14 protein-coding genes are annotated in these 17,414 nt (G+C 65.1%); 5 read left to right on the top strand and 9 right to left on the bottom strand.

Translation table 11 applies throughout. The features are described 5' to 3' along the window. Position 1: 1 nt before the first annotated feature. From pilQ to pilM, 5 genes are read right to left on the bottom strand one after another with little or no spacing between them, the layout of a single operon-like run. On the bottom strand, positions 2 to 2,146 hold the full coding sequence (gene pilQ, locus HMPREF2886_RS14080) for a type 4a pilus secretin PilQ (protein ID WP_042170908.1): 2,145 nt from the start codon (positions 2,144 to 2,146) through the stop codon (positions 2 to 4). 53 nt (positions 2,147 to 2,199) lie between these two features. Further along, on the bottom strand, positions 2,200 to 2,724 hold the full coding sequence (pilP, locus tag HMPREF2886_RS14075) for a type 4a pilus biogenesis lipoprotein PilP (protein ID WP_003095836.1): 525 nt from the start codon (positions 2,722 to 2,724) through the stop codon (positions 2,200 to 2,202). Next, positions 2,721 to 3,344: a type 4a pilus biogenesis protein PilO gene (pilO, locus tag HMPREF2886_RS14070; RefSeq protein ID WP_003103268.1), complete on the bottom strand. Its 624-nt coding sequence runs from the start codon at positions 3,342 to 3,344 to the stop codon at positions 2,721 to 2,723. The genes pilP and pilO overlap by 4 nt, the downstream gene beginning before the upstream one ends. Then, positions 3,341 to 3,937, bottom strand: coding sequence for a type 4a pilus biogenesis protein PilN (gene pilN / locus HMPREF2886_RS14065; RefSeq protein WP_003095839.1), 597 nt, complete (start codon positions 3,935 to 3,937; stop codon positions 3,341 to 3,343). The genes pilO and pilN overlap by 4 nt, the downstream gene beginning before the upstream one ends. Next, a complete protein-coding gene (gene pilM, locus HMPREF2886_RS14060; protein ID WP_003110888.1) occupies positions 3,937 to 5,001 on the bottom strand; it encodes a type IV pilus assembly protein PilM in 1,065 nt (354 codons plus the stop codon). Before pilM ends, pilN begins: the two co-directional genes overlap by 1 nt. Before the next feature lie 184 nt (positions 5,002 to 5,185). On the opposite strand from pilM, the gene HMPREF2886_RS14055 reads away from it, so the two are divergent. Beyond that, positions 5,186 to 7,657 carry a penicillin-binding protein 1A gene (locus HMPREF2886_RS14055; RefSeq protein ID WP_070747661.1) on the top strand — a complete coding sequence of 824 codons (2,472 nt, stop codon included), beginning with the start codon at positions 5,186 to 5,188 and terminating at the stop codon, positions 7,655 to 7,657. Between the two features lie 95 nt (positions 7,658 to 7,752). Here HMPREF2886_RS14055 and HMPREF2886_RS14050 read toward each other — a convergent pair whose 3' ends face one another. The 4 genes from HMPREF2886_RS14050 to rpmE all read right to left on the bottom strand — a co-directional run bounded on the left by HMPREF2886_RS14050 (position 7,753) and on the right by rpmE (position 11,602). Beyond that, positions 7,753 to 9,021, bottom strand: a complete 1,269-nt coding sequence (locus HMPREF2886_RS14050) for a malic enzyme (RefSeq protein WP_003103278.1) — start codon at positions 9,019 to 9,021, stop codon at positions 7,753 to 7,755. A gap of 102 nt (positions 9,022 to 9,123) precedes the next feature. Then, positions 9,124 to 10,563 (bottom strand): M48 family metalloprotease, encoded by a 1,440-nt coding sequence (locus HMPREF2886_RS14045; RefSeq protein ID WP_033977035.1) that lies wholly within the window; start codon positions 10,561 to 10,563, stop codon positions 9,124 to 9,126. Then, a complete protein-coding gene (locus HMPREF2886_RS14040) occupies positions 10,560 to 11,327 on the bottom strand; it encodes a thermonuclease family protein (protein ID WP_025271418.1) in 768 nt (255 codons plus the stop codon). Before HMPREF2886_RS14040 ends, HMPREF2886_RS14045 begins: the two co-directional genes overlap by 4 nt. Before the next feature lie 59 nt (positions 11,328 to 11,386). After that, entirely contained in the window at positions 11,387 to 11,602 is a 216-nt protein-coding gene (gene rpmE, locus HMPREF2886_RS14035; RefSeq protein WP_003095846.1) for a 50S ribosomal protein L31, read from the bottom strand. A 175-nt stretch (positions 11,603 to 11,777) separates the two neighbouring features. Between rpmE and HMPREF2886_RS14030 the strand changes: the two genes are divergently transcribed. The 4 genes from HMPREF2886_RS14030 (at position 11,778) to hslV (ending at position 17,391) form a co-directional block, all read left to right on the top strand. After that, positions 11,778 to 13,997: a primosomal protein N' gene (locus HMPREF2886_RS14030; protein WP_033967765.1), complete on the top strand. Its 2,220-nt coding sequence runs from the start codon at positions 11,778 to 11,780 to the stop codon at positions 13,995 to 13,997. Positions 13,998 to 14,245: 248 nt separating this feature from the next. After that, on the top strand, positions 14,246 to 16,009 hold the full coding sequence (gene argS / locus HMPREF2886_RS14025; protein ID WP_070747658.1) for an arginine--tRNA ligase: 1,764 nt from the start codon (positions 14,246 to 14,248) through the stop codon (positions 16,007 to 16,009). A 34-nt stretch (positions 16,010 to 16,043) separates the two neighbouring features. Beyond that, the gene (locus HMPREF2886_RS14020) at positions 16,044 to 16,739 is read left to right on the top strand and encodes an SPOR domain-containing protein (protein ID WP_039026604.1); all 696 of its coding nucleotides are present in this window, start codon (positions 16,044 to 16,046) and stop codon (positions 16,737 to 16,739) included. Between the two features lie 118 nt (positions 16,740 to 16,857). Then, positions 16,858 to 17,391, top strand: coding sequence for an ATP-dependent protease subunit HslV (hslV, locus tag HMPREF2886_RS14015; RefSeq protein ID WP_003095852.1), 534 nt, complete (start codon positions 16,858 to 16,860; stop codon positions 17,389 to 17,391). Positions 17,392 to 17,414: the final 23 nt, after the last annotated feature.

The raw sequence follows: 17,414 nt of genomic DNA, 5'->3' as shown, positions 1-17,414 counted from the left end.
ATCAGCGACCGATTGCGATGGCCTGATTATTCATGATCCGCGGTGTCAGGAAAACCAGAAGTTCGTTTTTCCGGTCGGTGACGGTATCGCGCCGGAACAGCCGCCCCAGGTAAGGCAGTTCACCGAGGAACGGCACCTTCTCCACCGACTTGCTCTGCTCGTTACTGAACACGCCGCCGATGACGATGGTCTCGCCATCGTTGACCAGGATCTTGGCGTTGACCTCGTTCTTGTTGATCGGAGGTACGCCGTTCAACATATTCTGGTAATCCGGCGCGTCCTTGGTCACCTTGACTTCGACGATGATCCGGTTGTCCGGGGTGATCTGCGGGGTCACCTCGAGGGACAGCGCGGCCTCCTTGAACGAGGTGCTGGTAGCGCCGCTGGAACTGGCCTCCTGGTAGGGGACTTCCGAGCCCTTGAGGATCTTCGCGGTTTCCTTGTCCGAGGTCACGACCTTGGGCTGGGAGACGATCTCGCCGTTGCCGGTCTTTTCCATCGCCGACAGTTGCAGGTCGAGGATGATGTTGTCGGTGATGAAGCCGATGCCGATCCCCGAGGTGGCATCCTTGGCACCGAGGTCGACGAACGGCGACGGCGACTTGCTGGTACCCGTGGTCGGGAAGGTACAGCTACCGGCGATCGGGCCGCAGTTCATGCCGTCCTCGTCCTTGATCCCGATATTGCCGTCCTTGCCGTAGCCGCTCCAGTTGCCCTTGTGGTAGGCGCCGCCCCAGCGCACCCCGAGGCTCTTGTCGTAGCCGACGTTGGCCTCGACGATGCGCGCCTCGATCATCACCTGGCGCACCGGAATATCCAGCTGCGAAACGATCCGCCGCAGCTCGTCCAGTCGCTCCTGGGGCTGATAGGCGATGATGCTGTTGGTGCGGTCGTCGACGGTGATCGAGCCGCGCCCGCCTTCCTTGCCTTCCTGGCCACCCTCGCTGGTCACCGACTGGAACAGCTTGGCGATGTCCGCGGCCTTGGCGTAGTTCACCTGGATCAGTTCCCGACGCAGTGGCGCCAACTCGGCGATCTGCTTCTGCGCTTCCAGCTCCTGGCGCTCACGGGCGGCGATCTCGTCGGCCGGGGCCACCAGCAGCACGTTGCCGAGCTTGCGCTTGTCCAGGCCCTTGGTCTTCAGCACCAGGTCCAGCGCCTGGTCCCACGGCACGTTCTGCAGACGCAGGGTGATATTGCCCTGCACGGTATCCGAGGCCACCAGGTTCAGGTCGGTGAAGTCGGCGATCAGCTGCAGCACCGAACGCACGTCGATGTCCTGGAAGTTCAGCGACAGTTTCTCGCCGGTATAGGCGAAATTGTCCTTCTTGCGCCGCTCGGCATCTTCCGTGGTCATCGGCTTGATGCTGACGGTCAGGCGATTGTCGGTCTGGTAGACCAGGTAGTCGTAGAGCCCGCTCGGCTCGATGGTGATGCTGGTACGGTCGGATTGCGCGCTGGCGTTGACGAACTGCACCGGAGTGGCGAAGTCCTTGACGTCCAGGCGAACCCGCAGCGCATCCGGCAGTTGGGTCTTGGCGAAGTCCAGGCGGATCTTGCCGCCCTGCTCCCGGATATCCGGGCTCAAGGTCGGGTCGGACAGGTCGATGACCACGTTGCCCTCGCCCTTTTCGCCACGCTGGAAATCGATGTTGCGAATGGCACGACCCGCCGGCACGTAGGGCTTGGGCTTGATCGGCTGGGCATAGCTGGCCGGAGCCGGGCTTGCCTTGACCGGAGCGGTGGAAGCGACGCTGGCGCCGGCCGGCGAATTGCCGACCACCACGAAGAGATTGTTGCCTTCCACGCGGGTGGTATAGGACGACAACGTGGTCAGGTTGATGATCAGCCGTGTGCGATCCTTCGCCTCGACCACCGTGACGCTGCGCGTATTGCCCACGCTCAGCTCGCGGTTCTTGGTGCCGAGCTTGTTCTGCACCCCCGGCAGATCGAGGGCGATTCGCGCCGGCTGCTCGATGGTATAGCCACGCGGCGCGGCGACGGGCTCGTCGAACTGCAGCTTTAGCTCGACCCGGTCTCCAGGCAGTGCCGCCACGTCGAGTTTCTCCAGGTCCGCGGCGAGCAATGCCGGCGCGAACATGGCGGCCAGCAAAGCGATCCCGAGGCGCGAGAGGCCACTGTTCATCGTCCGACTCCGTTGTACAGACTGCTGTTGGTTATGCATGTTTTTCCCCGCCCTCAGGAGCGTTCCTTGAGAGTCAGGCTGCGCGGACGCTCCAGCCAGTTCCCCTCTCCGTCAGGAACGATTTCGATCACGTCTATTTTTCCTTCGCTGATGCCGACGACCTTGCCGTCGTTGCGCCCCAGGTAGTCCCCGACCCTCACCCGGTGCACGCCACCCGCGCCCTTCACCAGGGCGAAGGTGCCCTGGGCGTTGGACAGGGTGCCGACCATCTCGAAGGTCTCGATGTTGAAGCCTTCCAGGAACTGCTTGACCCGAGTCTCGTCGGGCTTGATCACCTTGTTGCCCTTCTGCCGCACGGTCAGGTCGATCTTCACCGGCGGCTGGAACGGGCTGCGTAGCGACGCGGCGCTATAGGTGAAAGCCTCGTACGGCTGGAACTTCGGCAACGGCTCGATGGTGCCCTTGGGTCGGGCGCGAACCTCGTCCATGTAGGACTGCAGATCGGCGAAATCGGAACCGCCGCCGCATCCGGCCAGGCTGGCGAGCAGCAGGCTGCTCAGAATCAGGCGGGCTCTCATTTCTTCAGCCCCTTGTCGTTGTAGCGATAGGTCTTGGCCAGGATGCTCATGCGCAGCTTGGACGTGCTGCCGGGCGCGACCGGCTTGATCTCGAAGTCATGCAGGGTGACGATCCTCGGCAGGCTGGACACGCCGCTGACGAAGGTCGCCAGGTCGTGGTAGCCGCCGACCACGCTGATCTGGATCGGCAGCTCGATGTAGAACTGCTGGGCAACCTCGGGAAGCAGCTTGATTTCCTCGAACTCCAGGCCGCTGCCCAGGCCGGTACGAGTGATGTCCTCGAGCAGCCCGGGTACCTCGGTGTCGCTGGGCAACTGCCGCAGCAAGGCGCCGAAGGACTCTTCCATCTCCTTCATCTGTGCCTTGTAGGCTTCCAGGTTCGCGGCCTGGAAGGCCTTGGTGGAGAACTGCTGCTTGAGCGTCTCCTCTTCCGCGGCCTGCTGTTCGAGCTGAGCCTGCATGTCGCTCAGATGGAAGTTGTAGCCCAGCGCCAGGACCGCCGCGGTCAGCAGCACGCAGACGATGACCTTGACCGCCGCCGGCCAGGAACCGATGTTGTTCAGGTCGAGATCGTTGATATCGATCTTGCGCAGACTTTCCAGGGAACTGGCCAGACTCATTTCTTGGCTCCTTGCGCAACCCCATGCTTCGCCTTGGCGTCTTCCTCGCCGGGCTGCGTCTGCTGCACGGTCAGTTGGAACACGTTGGCCTGGTCCACTGCACCCTGGGTCACCGCCTTGACCTCGTTCAGGGTCGGAGCGGTCAACCACTCGGACGCGTCCATGTTGCGCATGAGATTGGAAACGCGGTTGTTGGACTCGGCCGCGCCGGCGATGGCGATGTTCTTGCCGGTCATCTTCAGGTCGGTGAAATACACGCCGTCGGGCAAGGTCCGCACGAGCTGGTCGAACACCCGCCCGATGATGGGACGGTTGCCCTGCAGGTCCTGGATGATCTTCATCCGCTCGAGCAATTGCTGGCGCCGCGACTTCAACTCGCTGATTTCCTTGATCCGGGCGTCGAGTACGACGATTTCCTTGCGCAGGAAGTCGTTGCGGGCGTTCTGGTTCTCGATGGCCGCGGTGAAGTACTGGTCGCCAAGGAATACCAGCGCCGCCGATGCCACCAGGACGCCGCCAAGAATCACCAGGAACTGCTGCTTGCGCTGCTCGCGCAGCTCTTCGCGCCAGGGTAGAAGGTTGATCCGTGCCATCAGTCGAAACTCCTCAACGCCAGGCCGCAGGCGATCATCAACGCCGGAGCGTCGCTGGCCAGGGCGCCGGCATTCACCTTGCCGTTCAGCGCCATGTCGGCGAACGGGTTGGCGACCAGGGTCGGGGTGCCGATCTTCTGCTGGATCAACCGATCGAGATCCTGGATAGACGCCGTACCGCCCGCCAGGACGATGTAGTCGACGTCGTTGAACTGTCCGGCGGCGAAGAAGAATTGCAGCGAGCGGGAAACCTGCTGCACCACGGCGTCCTTGAACGGACGCAGAACTTCGCTGTCGTAGTCATCCGGAAGACCGCCCTGCTTCTTGGCGAGACCGGCTTCCTCCACCGAGAGTCCGTAACGCCGCTGGATCTCCTCGGTGAGCTGGCGACCGCCGAACAGCTGTTCGCGGGTATAGATGGTGCGTCCGTTGTGCAGGACGCTCAGGGTGGTCATGGTCGCGCCGATGTCCACTACCGCCACGGTCAACTGGTCGGTATCGGCACCGAGCTGGCTGCTCAGCAGCGCATAGGAGCGCTCCAGCGCGTAGGCCTCGACGTCGACCACCTTGGCGGTCAGGCCGGCCAGCGCCAGGGCCGCTTCGCGAACCTCGACGTTCTCTTTCCGACAGGCGGCCAGGAGTACGTCCACGCGCTCGGGATTGCGCGCGGAGAGACCCTGGACCTCGAAGTCGATGGCGACTTCCTCCAGCGGATAGGGGATGTACTGGTCGGCCTCGATCTTCAGCTGGTTTTCCAGTTCATCCTCGGAAAGCCCGGCCTCCATCTCGATGGTCTTGGTGATCACCGCCGAACCGGCGACGGCGACCACGGCCGACTTCAGGTTGGTTTTCGCCTTGACCAGCACCCGCGACAACGCCTGGCCGACCCCTTCCAGCTCGACGATGTTCTTTTCCACGACTGCATTCGGCGGAAGCGGCTCGACGGCATAGGCCTCCACTTTGTAGCGGCCTCCGGAGCGGCTCAACTCAAGGAGCTTTACCGAGGTCGAGCTGATGTCGATCCCCAGCAAGGTGTTCGCTTTCTTCTTTATGAGCCCTAGCACGACCAATTCCCTATTAGCGTTCAATACTTACGAACGATTCTTCTTTTTTCACATTAGATACCAGAGCCGAAGGCCAGGCAAATGGCTAGGTCACAGAAAAATTGCTTATAATGTGAACAGCTTTTGCCTTTTTCCTGTCCTATTCGCTTAACTCTTTCTTTTTCCTGGAAATCCGAATCTACCCATGCGCCTGCTGAAGTTCCTGTGGTGGACTTGCGTCACCCTGATTTGTGGATTGCTGCTCAGTTTCAGCGGCGCCTATCTCTATCTGAGTCCCAGCCTGCCCTCGGTGGAAGCTCTGCGTAACGTCCAGCTGCAGATCCCCCTCAAGGTCTACAGCGAGGACGGCAAGCTGATCTCCGAGTTCGGCGAGATGCGCCGGACGCCGATCCGCTTCGCCGACATCCCGCAGGACTTCATCCATGCCCTGCTGTCCGCCGAGGACGACAATTTCGCCAACCATTATGGCGTCGATGTGAAAAGCCTAATGCGCGCCGCCGCGCAATTATTGAAAAGCGGTCACATCCAGACTGGCGGCAGCACCATCACCATGCAGGTAGCGAAGAACTACTTCCTTACCAATGAAAGAAGCTTCTCGCGAAAGATCAATGAAATCCTCCTGGCCCTGCAGATCGAGCGACAGCTGACCAAGGACGAGATCCTCGAGCTCTACGTCAACAAGATCTACCTGGGCAACCGTGCCTATGGCATCGAGGCTGCCGCACAGGTCTATTACGGCAAGCCGATCAAAGACTTGAGCCTGGCCGAAATGGCGATGATCGCCGGCCTGCCGAAAGCGCCCTCGCGCTACAACCCGCTGGTCAACCCGACCCGCAGCACGGAACGACGCAACTGGATCCTCGAGCGCATGCTCAAGCTCGGCTTCATCGACCAGCAGCGCTACCAGGCCGCCGTCGAGGAGCCGATCAACGCCTCCTACCACGTGCAGACCCCCGAACTGAATGCGCCCTACATCGCCGAGATGGCCCGTGCCGAGATGGTCGGCCGCTACGGCAGCGAGGCCTATACCGAGGGCTACAAGGTCATCACCACGGTCCGCAGCGACCTGCAGAACGCCGCCAGCCAATCAGTCCGCGACGGCCTCATCGACTATGACCAGCGCCACGGCTACCGTGGCCCGGAGACCCGACTACCGGGCCAGACCCGCGACGCCTGGCTCAAGCACCTGGGCCAGCAGCGCAGCATCGGCGGCCTGGAGCCGGCGATCGTCACCCAGGTGGAAAAGAGCGGGATCATGGTGATGACCCGCGACGGCAAGGAAGAAGCCGTGACCTGGGACAGCATGAAATGGGCACGCCCCTTCCTCAGCAACAACAGCATGGGCCCGATGCCGCGCCAGCCCGCCGACGTGGCCCAGGCCGGCGACCAGATCCGCGTGCAGCGCCAGGAAGACGGCACCCTGCGCTTCGTACAGATTCCCGCCGCACAGAGCGCGCTGATCTCCCTGGACCCGAAGGACGGGGCGATCCGCTCGCTGGTCGGCGGCTTCTCCTTCGAGCAGAGCAACTACAACCGCGCGATCCAGGCCAAGCGCCAGCCGGGCTCCAGTTTCAAGCCGTTCATCTACAGCGCGGCCCTGGACAACGGCTTCACCGCCGCCAGCCTGGTCAACGATGCGCCGATCGTGTTCGTCGACGAGTACCTGGACAAGGTCTGGCGACCGAAGAACGACACCAATACCTTCCTCGGCCCGATCCCGCTGCGCGAAGCCCTGTACAAGTCCCGCAACATGGCCTCGATCCGTGTCCTGCAGGGCCTGGGCATCGAGCGGGCGATCAGCTACATCACCAAGTTCGGCTTCCAGCGCGACGAACTGCCGCGCAACTTCTCCCTGGCCCTGGGTACCGCGACAGTCACACCGATGGAAATCGCCGGCGCCTGGAGCGTATTCGCCAACGGTGGCTACAAGGTCAATCCGTACGTCATCGAACGCATCGAGAGCCGCGACGGACAGGTGCTGTACCAGGCCAATCCGCCCCGCGTGCCGGTGGAAGAACAGGTCGCTGCGCCGGATGCGGAGGACGCCGGGAATCCTGGCGACCCCGAGAATCCGGAGAGCGCCGAAGGCGAAGGCTCGATCGAAGCCCAGCAAATCGCCGCCAAGGCCCAGACCACCTTCGAGCCGACCCCGGCCGAGCGGATCATCGATGCCCGTACCGCCTATATCATGACCAGCATGCTGCAGGACGTGATCAAGCGCGGTACCGGGCGTCGCGCCCTGGCGCTGAAGCGCACCGACCTGGCCGGCAAGACCGGCACCACCAACGATTCCAAGGATGGCTGGTTCTCCGGCTACAACTCCGACTACGTGACCAGCGTCTGGGTCGGCTTCGACCAGCCGGAGACCCTGGGTCGCCGCGAGTACGGCGGTACCGTTGCGCTGCCGATCTGGATCAGGTACATGGGCTTCGCCCTCAAGGACAAGCCGATGCACACCATGGCCGAGCCGCCAGGCATCGTCAGCCTGCGCATCGACCCGGTGACCGGCCGTTCGGCCGCGCCGGGCACTCCCGGCGCCTATTTCGAGATGTTCAAGAACGAGGACACCCCGCCCTCGGTCAACGAACTCCCGCCGGGCAGCTTCCCTGGCAGCCCGCTGCCGGATGACGAAGGCGCGCCGATCGACCTGTTCTGAACCGGCGCCTGCGCTTCGTTGACGACGACGGAGCGCGAGGCACAGGCAAAAAGAAACCCCGCCAAGGCGGGGTTTCTTTTTATCCGGCGGATCGATCAGCCGTTGAAGACGTCGTCCACCGATTTCAGCGGATAGTTCTTCGGATACGGCAGGGTAGCCACGCCGGTCTCGATGGCAGCCTTGGCCACGGCATCGGAGACCACGGTGATCAGGCGCTTGTCCATCGGCTTCGGAATGATGTACTCGCGGCCGAATTCCAGCTTGTCCACGCCATAGGCGGCGCAGACGTCCTCCGGGACCGGCTGCTTGGCCAGGTCGCGCAGGGCCAGGGCGGCGGCGATCTTCATCTCTTCGTTGATGCGCGTGGCACGTACGTCCAGGGCACCACGGAAGATGAAGGGGAAACCGAGCACGTTGTTGACCTGGTTCGGATAGTCGGAACGTCCGGTAGCCATGATCACGTCGTTGCGGGTGGCATGGGCCAGCTCCGGCTTGATCTCCGGGTCCGGGTTCGAGCAGGCGAACACGATCGGGTTCGGCGCCATGCGCTTGAGGTCTTCCGGCTCCAGCAGGTTGGCGCCGGACAGGCCGACGAACACGTCGGCGCCCTCCAGGGCGTCGGCCAGGGTGCGCTTGTCGGTCTCGGTGGCGAACACCGACTTGTACTGGTTCAGATCGTCGCGACCGGCGTGGATCACGCCCTTGCGGTCGATCATGTAGATGTTCTCGACCTTGGCGCCCATGCTCACCAGCAGCTTCATGCAGGAGATGGCGGCAGCGCCGGCGCCGAGGCAGACGATCTTCGCTTCTTCCAGCTTCTTGCCGGCCAGTTCCAGCGCGTTGAGCATACCCGCCGCGGTCACGATGGCGGTGCCGTGCTGGTCATCGTGGAACACCGGGATGTCGCACTGCTCGATCAGCGCGCGCTCGATCTCGAAACACTCGGGAGCCTTGATGTCCTCGAGGTTGATACCGCCGAAGGTGATGGAAATACGCTTGACGGTATCGATGAAAGCCTGCGGGCTCTCGGCGTCGACCTCGATGTCGAACACGTCGATGCCGGCGAAGCGCTTGAACAGCACACCCTTGCCTTCCATCACCGGCTTGGAGGCCAGCGGGCCGAGGTTACCCAGGCCGAGAATCGCGGTGCCGTCGGAAATCACTGCCACCAGGTTGCCCTTGCCGGTGTACTGGTAGGCCAGCTCGGCATCGCGGGCGATTTCACGCACCGGCTCGGCGACACCCGGACTGTAGGCCAGGGACAGGTCCCGGGCGGTAGCGGTGGGTTTGGTCAGCTCGACACTCAGTTTTCCCGGACGGGGTTGTGCGTGATATTCGAGGGCAGCGGTTTTAAGATCGGACATTTGGGCACTTCCGCTTTATTGCTTGTTGGACAGACGGGGCGACCGAGCATACGCAAGAAGACGACGCCCCACAAGATCGTCAGGACCCGGCTGTCAAGACCTCTAGCGTACGACTTTAAGCCAATCGCCCGGACGGGGCTCACCGCTCGGATAAAGGTCATTCAGCAGACGCAGACGAGCCACGGAGTCACTCAATGACCCCTCGCCGCCAGCCGCCAATTGCTCCAGCGTCTGCCCCGCCTTGACCTGCACCAGATGCAGGCGTCGCGGCTGCGCCAGGGCCCGCTCCTTGTCGCGCAGCGGACGGAAGCTGCGGATCACGCTGAGGAAGCGGTCGTCCTGGGTCTCCAGGGAACCGACCTTGACCACGCCGACGAACAGGTAGGCGCGGTCGCCCTGGTAGATCACAGCAACCCGTCGCGCCGGGTTGCCTGGCACCACCGCCGTGTAGCCGTTCAGTCCGGCCTGTTTCAGCGACTCTTCCTGGGCCAGCCGTTGCCCGGCATTCTTGCGCAGGAACTCCGCGGGCGTCAGGCGGGAATCATGGGGCACCAGCTTCATGCCGATGAACGACTGCTCGTCCGCCGGATAGCCAAGCAGGGCGCTGGGCTGGTTGAGGATCTTCCAGCCCGCAGGATAGCTCAGGGTGAAGTCCAGCTCGGCATGGTAGAAGTTCTGCCCGCGACGCACCCCGGCCGATGCCGAGTCGCCGAAGGGCATGCCTTCCAGATGACGAAGAAAGACCTCGCGCCCCACTTCCTGCTGTCCGTTGGCCAGTTGCCGAGCCGGGCCGACCACTTCCTGCAGACGCCGGTCGTTGTCCGGATGGGTATCGAACAACCCGTGGTAACCGCCGGCCTGCACCGCCTGGCCATTGCGCGCAGCCTCTTCGCGAGCGAAGTCCTCCTGGTTCTTCAGCACCCGCACCACCTGGATCATCGCCGTCGAATCGTAGCCAGCGCGGGCCAGGTACTGGGCGCCGAGACCATCGGCTTCCAGTTCCATGTCCCGCCCGTAGCCGCGGACGAAGGCCGTGCCGAGCACGTTGGCCAGGTCGCCGGCGGCGCCGACCCCGGTGCCGATCGCCACGGCCTGGCCAAGGATGTTCCAGGCGCTGGCCTGGCTCTGCTGGCGCACGCTGTGGCGCGCCGTGACATGGCCGACCTCATGACCGAGCACCGCGGCCAGTTCGGCCTCGGAGCCAAGGTAGGCGATCAGTCCGCGATGGATATAGATGTAGCCGCCCGGCAGGGCGAAGGCGTTGATGTCCGGCGAGTCGATGACGGTGAAATGGTATTGCAGGTTGCTGCGGTGGCTGCTGCGTGCGACCCGCTCGCCTACCCGTTGCACGTAGGCCTGGAGCTTTTCATCGTTGTAGCGAGGGAACTGCTTGAGGATTTCCTGGTTGTAGCGAGCGCCCATGCCGAGTTCCTGCTGCTCGCTCATCATCACGAAATCGCTCTTGCCGGTGGCCGGGTTCACCGCGCAGCCGCCCAGCGCGCCGACTCCCAGCAACAGCAGCAGGAGCCAGGCGGCCCTCATGGCAACCACTCCAGCATCGCCGGATCGGTCACCGACATCTGCCAGCGCGCCTTGCCGGCCGGCACCGCGCCACGGCGGGAACGATCGACCACCCAGCCACGCACTTCCAGCGAACGTCCCGCCATCTGCATCACCCGTTTCGCATCGAACGCCTTGAGCACCTTCGGCTCGATCCGCAGGACCAACGGACCGTCCATCTCCAGCCAGATACCGCCCCGGTTGCGTTCGACCTCGAGCACCCGCCCGCGGACCACGGCGAAGCCGCTCTGCGCCAGTCGATCGAGCGAAAGCACCGGCGAACGCTTCCATACACCTAGATTAGCCGAACGCGCTGCACGTTCCGCCGCTTGCTGACAGGCCGTCAGCTCGGTGTTCGGCGCGACCGCCACCAGGTAGCCCAGGCCCTCGCCGAGCAGGCGCGCCTCGAGGTTGGCGCCGCTGGCATCGAACAGGTGCGCCAGGGTCCGCCCGTAGTGATCGCGGGCCTGGCGGCCCGGCTGCAGGGCGAGACGCCCGTCGCTGGCCGATACCAGCGCCTGCAGCCGCTGCTTCGCGGCTTCGGCGAAGGGCTCGGTGGTGCGACCGTTGTGCGCCAGCTCAGGCGCGTTGATACCGATCAGCCGCACGCTGCGGCCATCGCGCAGGCGCACGGTATCGCCGTCCACCACCCGCGCCACCTCGACGTTCTGCAAGGCACCGGTAGGCCGGCAGACCTCTGCCGCACCGGCGAAGGCGGAAACCACGGACATGAAAAAGGCGCCCACCAGGGACGCCTTTCTCGGTACAGCGACAAGTAGCATTGCGCGCGTTCGCGGCAAGCGGCTTACTTGGTGGCGCCGAATACGCCGAAACGCTGCTTGAAGCGGTCGATACGGCCGCCGGTGTCCAGCACCTTCTGCTTGCCGGTGTAGAACGGGTGGCATTCGGAGCACACGTCCAGGTGGATCGGCTTGCACAGGGTGGAACGGGTCTTGATGACGTTACCGCAGCTGCAGGTAGCTTCGATAGCTTCGTAAGTCGGATGGATGTCCGCTTTCATGATTCAATCCTCGAGGCGTTGTGTGCCGCCACCCAGCGCGTTTACCAGGCACCGCACGTAATTAAGGGCGTGGATCATACCAGACCGATTCATCTATGCAAGCGACCCCGCCCGCCGGTCGTCTGCTAACATCGCCGGCCCAGTCCTCGTTTCCTTCATCCCCGGAAGCCGCTGAGTGTCAGACCTGATCCTACGCCTAGCCCTGCCTTCGCCACTCCGCCGCCTGTTCGACTACCGCGCGCCCCGCGGCATTCCGCGCAGCGCCCTACAGCCGGGGATTCGCCTGCTGGTGCCGTTCGGGCGCCGGGAGCTGGTTGGCGTTCTGATAGAGATGACGGATCGTTCCGAAGTACCCGAAGACAAGCTCAAGCCTGCCCTCAGGGTACTCGACGCCAAGCCGCCGATGCCGGCGCACCTGCTCGAACTCTGTCGCTGGACCGCCCAGTACTACCAGCACAGCCTCGGCGACACCCTGTCCTGGGCGCTGCCCAACCTGTTGCGCCAGGGCGAGCCGGCCGAGGCGCGCCAGCAGCGCTTCTGGCATGCCACCGCGCAATCCAGCCTCGACGATCCGCGCCTGGCCCGCGCACCGCGCCAGCGCCAGGCCCTGGCGATTCTCAAGCAGCATCCGCACGGGGTGTCCCATGAGTTGCTGAACCAGTTGCAGATAAACAAGGACAGCCTCGACCTGCTCAAGGAAAAAGGCCTGGTCGAACTGGAGGTGCGGCGCCACAGCACCCCGCCGCGCGAAGGCGGCTGGCTGGCCCAGGCGGAGTTGCCGCTGAACCCCGAGCAGCGCGCCGCCTTCGAGGCGGTCCGCGCCAGCCACGGCGGTTTCCATTGCTTCCTGCTGGCCGGGGTCACCGGCAGCGGCAAGACCGAGGTCTACCTGCAACTGATCCGCGAAACCCTGGCCGCAGGCCGCCAGGCCCTGGTGCTGATTCCCGAGATCAACCTGGGTCCGCAGACCCTGGCGCGTTTCGAGCGCCGCTTCAACGCGCGCATCGCCCTGCTGCACTCGGCCCTGACCGACCGCGAGCGCCTCGACGCCTGGCTCGCCGCCCGGGATGGCGAGGCCGATATCGTCATCGGCACCCGCTCGGCACTGTTCACTCCGCTGAAGCGGCCGGGACTGATCATCGTCGATGAGGAACACGACGCCTCCTATAAACAGCAGGACGGCCTGCGCTACCACGCCCGCGACCTGGCACTGGTACGCGCGCGCCTGGAGAACGTGCCGATCCTGCTCGGTTCGGCCACGCCCGCCCTGGAAAGCCTGCACAACGCCCAGGCCGGCCGCTACGGCCTGCTGCGCCTGACCCAGCGCGCCGGTGGCGCGCACCCGCCGAAGTTCATCCGCCTCGACGTGAAGAGCATGCCGCTCGACGCCGGCCTTTCCCGTCCGCTGCAACAGGCTATCGGCGATACCCTGGCGGCCGGCCAGCAGGTTCTGGTGTTCCTCAACCGCCGCGGCTTCGCTCCGACCCTGCTTTGCCACGACTGCGGCTGGATCAGCCAATGCCCGCGCTGCGACGCGCGGATGACCGTGCATCAGGGCAGCGGCGAGTTGCGCTGCCACCACTGCGACCACCGCCAGCGGCCGCCGATGAACTGCCCGCAATGCGGCAAGCTCGACCTGCGCCCGGTAGGCGCCGGCACCGAGCGCGCCGAGGAACGCCTGCGGATTCTCTTCCCGAACCATCCGGTGCTGCGCATCGACCGCGACAGCACCTCGCGCAAGCACGCCATGCGCGACCTCTTCGCCACCATCAACAGCGGTGAGCCATGCATCCTGGTCGGCACCCAGATGCTCGCCAAGGGGCACCACTTCCCACGGGTCACCCTGGTGGCGATCCTCGATGCCGATGGCGGCCTGTTTTCCGCCGACTTCCGCGCCAGCGAACGCATGGCCCAGCAGATCGTCCAGGTCGCCGGCCGCGCAGGACGCGCCGAGGAGCCCGGACGGGTACTGATCCAGACCCACCTGGCCGATCACCCGCTGCTGGTCCAGCTCACCGAGGACGGCTACTTCGCCTTTGCCGAACAGGCCCTCAGCGAACGCCGCGCCGCCGGCCTGCCGCCCTTCGCCCACCTCGCCCTGCTGCGCGCCGAAGCGCACAAGCCGGGCCAGGCGGAAGCCTTCCTCGACAGCGCCTGCAGTGCCGCCGAGCAATTGCTCGAGCAGATGGGCGGACCGGAGGTGGAACTGCTCGGGCCGGTACCCGCGCCCATGGAGCGGCGTGCCGGCAAGCACCGCGCGCAGCTGCTGCTGCAGTGCATGAGCCGGGCGCCGCTGCATCGCTTGCTGACGCCCTGGCTGCAGAGCCTCGAACAGTTGCCCGGCGGGCGCCAGGTGCGCTGGTCACTCGATATCGACCCGATCGACCTGTTCTGAGCGCTTTCCAGGAAGACGCCCCGCTTGACTGGGGTCAGCCGGAATCCGCGATGTCCGGCGCAAACTGTCGGCTAATCGCCGCAACGGTTGGCAACGCCTGTCCGCCCACGGATAATGCGCGGTTCTGAGCCTCGACCGGCCACCCCGCGCACATCGCGGGGACTGAACTTCGGAGCGCCGCATCCGCCGGCCCTTCCCCTGCCCGACCGTCGCGCGCCGCCCCTCTGCCCGCGAGCACGGAGAGAACGATGAAAGACACGATTCGCCAGCTGATCCAGCAAGCCCTCGACCAACTGACCGCGGACGGCACCCTGCCCGCCGGCCTGACCCCGGACATCCAGGTGGAGAACACCAAGGACCGTAGCCACGGCGATTTCGCCAGCAACATCGCCATGATGCTGGCCAAGCCGGCCGGTATGAAGCCGCGCGACCTGGCCGCCAGGCTGGTCGAGGCAATCCCCGCCCACGAGCAACTGGCCAAGGTGGAGATCGCCGGCCCCGGCTTCCTCAACTTCTTCCAGGATCACGTCTGGCTCGCCGCCAGCCTCGACCGCGCCCTCGCCGACGAACGTCTCGGCGTGCGCAAGGCAGGCCCGGCGCAGCGCGTGGTGATCGACCTGTCCTCGCCGAACCTGGCCAAGGAAATGCACGTCGGCCACCTGCGCTCGACCATCATCGGCGACGCCGTCGCGCGCGTCCTCGAGTTCCTCGGCGACACGGTGATCCGGCAGAACCACGTCGGCGACTGGGGCACCCAGTTCGGCATGCTGCTCGCCTACCTGGAAGAGCAACCGGTCGACGCCGAGGCCGAGCTGCATGACCTGGAGGTCTTCTACCGCGCGGCGAAGAAACGCTTCGACGAGTCTCCCGAGTTCGCCGACCGCGCCCGCGAGCTGGTGGTCAAGCTGCAGACCGGCGACCCCGACTGCCTGCGCCTGTGGACCCGCTTCAACGAGATTTCCCTGTCGCACTGCCAGAAGGTCTACGACCGTCTCGGCGTGAAGCTGAGCATGGCCGACGTCATGGGCGAGAGCGCCTACAACGACGACCTCGCCCAGGTGGTCGCCGACCTGACCGCCAAGGGCCTGCTCACCGAAGACAACGGCGCGCTGTGCGTCTTCCTCGAAGAGTTCAGGAACGCCGAGGGCAATCCGCTCCCGGTGATCGTGCAGAAGGCCGGCGGCGGCTACCTCTACGCCACCACCGACCTCGCCGCCATGCGTTATCGGCACAACGTGCTGCACGCCGACCGTGTTCTGTACTTCGTCGACCAGCGCCAGGCCCTGCACTTCCAGCAGGTCTTCGAAGTGGCGCGGCGCGCCGGTTTCGTTCCGGCCGGCATGGAGCTGGAGCACATGGGCTTCGGTACCATGAACGGCGCCGACGGCCGTCCGTTCAAGACCCGCGACGGCGGTACGGTGAAGCTGATCGACCTGCTGGAAGAGGCCGAGAGCCGCGCCTATGCGCTGGTCAAGGAACGCAACGAGCAGCGCGCCGAGCGTGGCGAGGAGCCGTTCGACGAGGTCCAGCTGCGCGAGATCGGCCGGGTGGTGGGGATCGACTCGGTGAAGTACGCCGACCTGTCCAAGCACCGCACCAGTGACTACAGCTTCAACTTCGAACTGATGCTCAGCTTCGAAGGCAACACCGCACCCTACCTGCTCTACGCCTGCACCCGCGTGGCCAGCGTCTTCCGCAAGCTCGGCCAGGGCCGCGAGCAACTGGGCGGGAAGATCGTCCTCGAGCAGCCCCAGGAGCTGGCCCTGGCCGCACAGCTGGCGCAGTTCGGCGACCTGATCAACAACGTCGCGCTCAAGGGCGTGCCGCACCTGCTCTGCGCCTACCTGTACGAGTTGGCCGGTCTGTTCTCCAGCTTCTACGAGCATTGCCCGATCCTCACCGCCGAGGACCCGGCGCAGAAGGACAGCCGCCTGCGTCTCGCCGCGCTGACCGGCCGCACCCTGGAACAGGGCCTGGAGCTGCTCGGTCTGAAGACTCTGGAACGCATGTAATCGAACCCGCCCGAACAGGAGTCCGGGAACCCCCATGGCAAAGAAGAAACCCGCCCCCAAGCGCGGCGCCAGCCGCTACCAGGCGCCCGCCGCGAAGAACGGCGTTCCCGGCTGGGTCTGGCTGGTCGCCGGCCTGGCCATCGGCGGCTTCATCATGTTCCTGATGAAGCTCGAACCCGGGCGCAAGGACGTCCAGCGCGAACGCCCGGACGCCCAGCGCCCGGCCGCCGTGCAGGGTAAGCAGCCGCAGCAGAACGGCCAGGCCCAGCAGCCCGCGCAAACGCAAACGCCGACCCAGGCCAAGCCGAAGTACGAGTTCTACACGCTGCTGCCGGAGTCCGAGGTCGTGGTACCGCCGGAAGCGGTACCGGAGAAGGCCCCGCCGCCACCCACCCCCGCCGAGCTGGCCAAGGCCGACGAAGCGCGGGCCAAGGCCGCACTCGCCGGGCAGGTGCCACCGCCGCTGCCGAAAGCGGTGGTCGCCGCCAGTACGCAGTTCTTCCTGCAGGCCGGCTCGTTCCGCAAGCAGTCCGACGCCGACCGCGTGCGTGCGCAGATCATCCTGCTCGGGCAGTCGGTGAACGTCGAGGCCGGCAACGTCCGCGACGAGACCTGGTACCGGGTGATGGTCGGCCCGTTCAACAGCCGCGACCAGTTGTCCCAGGCACAGAAGACACTGTCCTCCAACGGCTTCAGCAACCTGCTGTTACAGCAACGCAAGGCCCGCTGAGCGCGGGCCACGCCGTGCGTTCCGACGCACGGCGGTGCGTGCGGTTGAAAAGCCGCGGATCGCCCCTATATCTCCCAGCATTCCGGGCATTCGGCCCCGCAGTGTGGAGATTTCCCCCTTGACCACCATCGTATCTGTCCGCCGCAACGGCAAAGTCGTCATGGGCGGCGACGGCCAGGTTTCCCTGGGCAACACCGTGATGAAAGGCAACGCCAAGAAGGTCCGGCGCCTGTATCACGGTCAGGTCCTGGCCGGTTTCGCCGGCGCCACCGCCGATGCCTTCACCCTGTTCGAGCGCTTCGAGCAGCAACTGGAGAAACACCAAGGGCACCTGGTCCGCGCTGCCGTCGAACTGGCCAAGGACTGGCGCACCGACCGCTCCCTGAGCCGCCTCGAAGCCATGCTCGCGGTCGCCAACAAGGATGCCTCGCTGATCATCACCGGCAACGGCGACGTGGTCGAACCCGAACACGGCCTGATCGCCATGGGCTCCGGCGGCGGCTTCGCCCAGGCCGCGGCCCTGGCCCTGCTGCAGCACAACGCCGAGCTGAGCGCTCGGGAAGTCGCCGAGACCGCGCTGAACATCGCCGGCTCGATCTGCGTCTTCACCAACCAGAACCTGACCATCGAGGAGCTGGACAGCGCCGTCTGAAGCGCTCGTCCCCCGCTGGAGTA

It is taken from the genome of Pseudomonas sp. HMSC066A08 (genome assembly GCF_001813025.1).
Lineage (GTDB): Bacteria > Pseudomonadota > Gammaproteobacteria > Pseudomonadales > Pseudomonadaceae > Pseudomonas > Pseudomonas aeruginosa.
The sequence above is the reverse complement of the archived record's forward strand: the minus strand, read 5'-3'. Positions and strand labels throughout refer to the sequence as shown.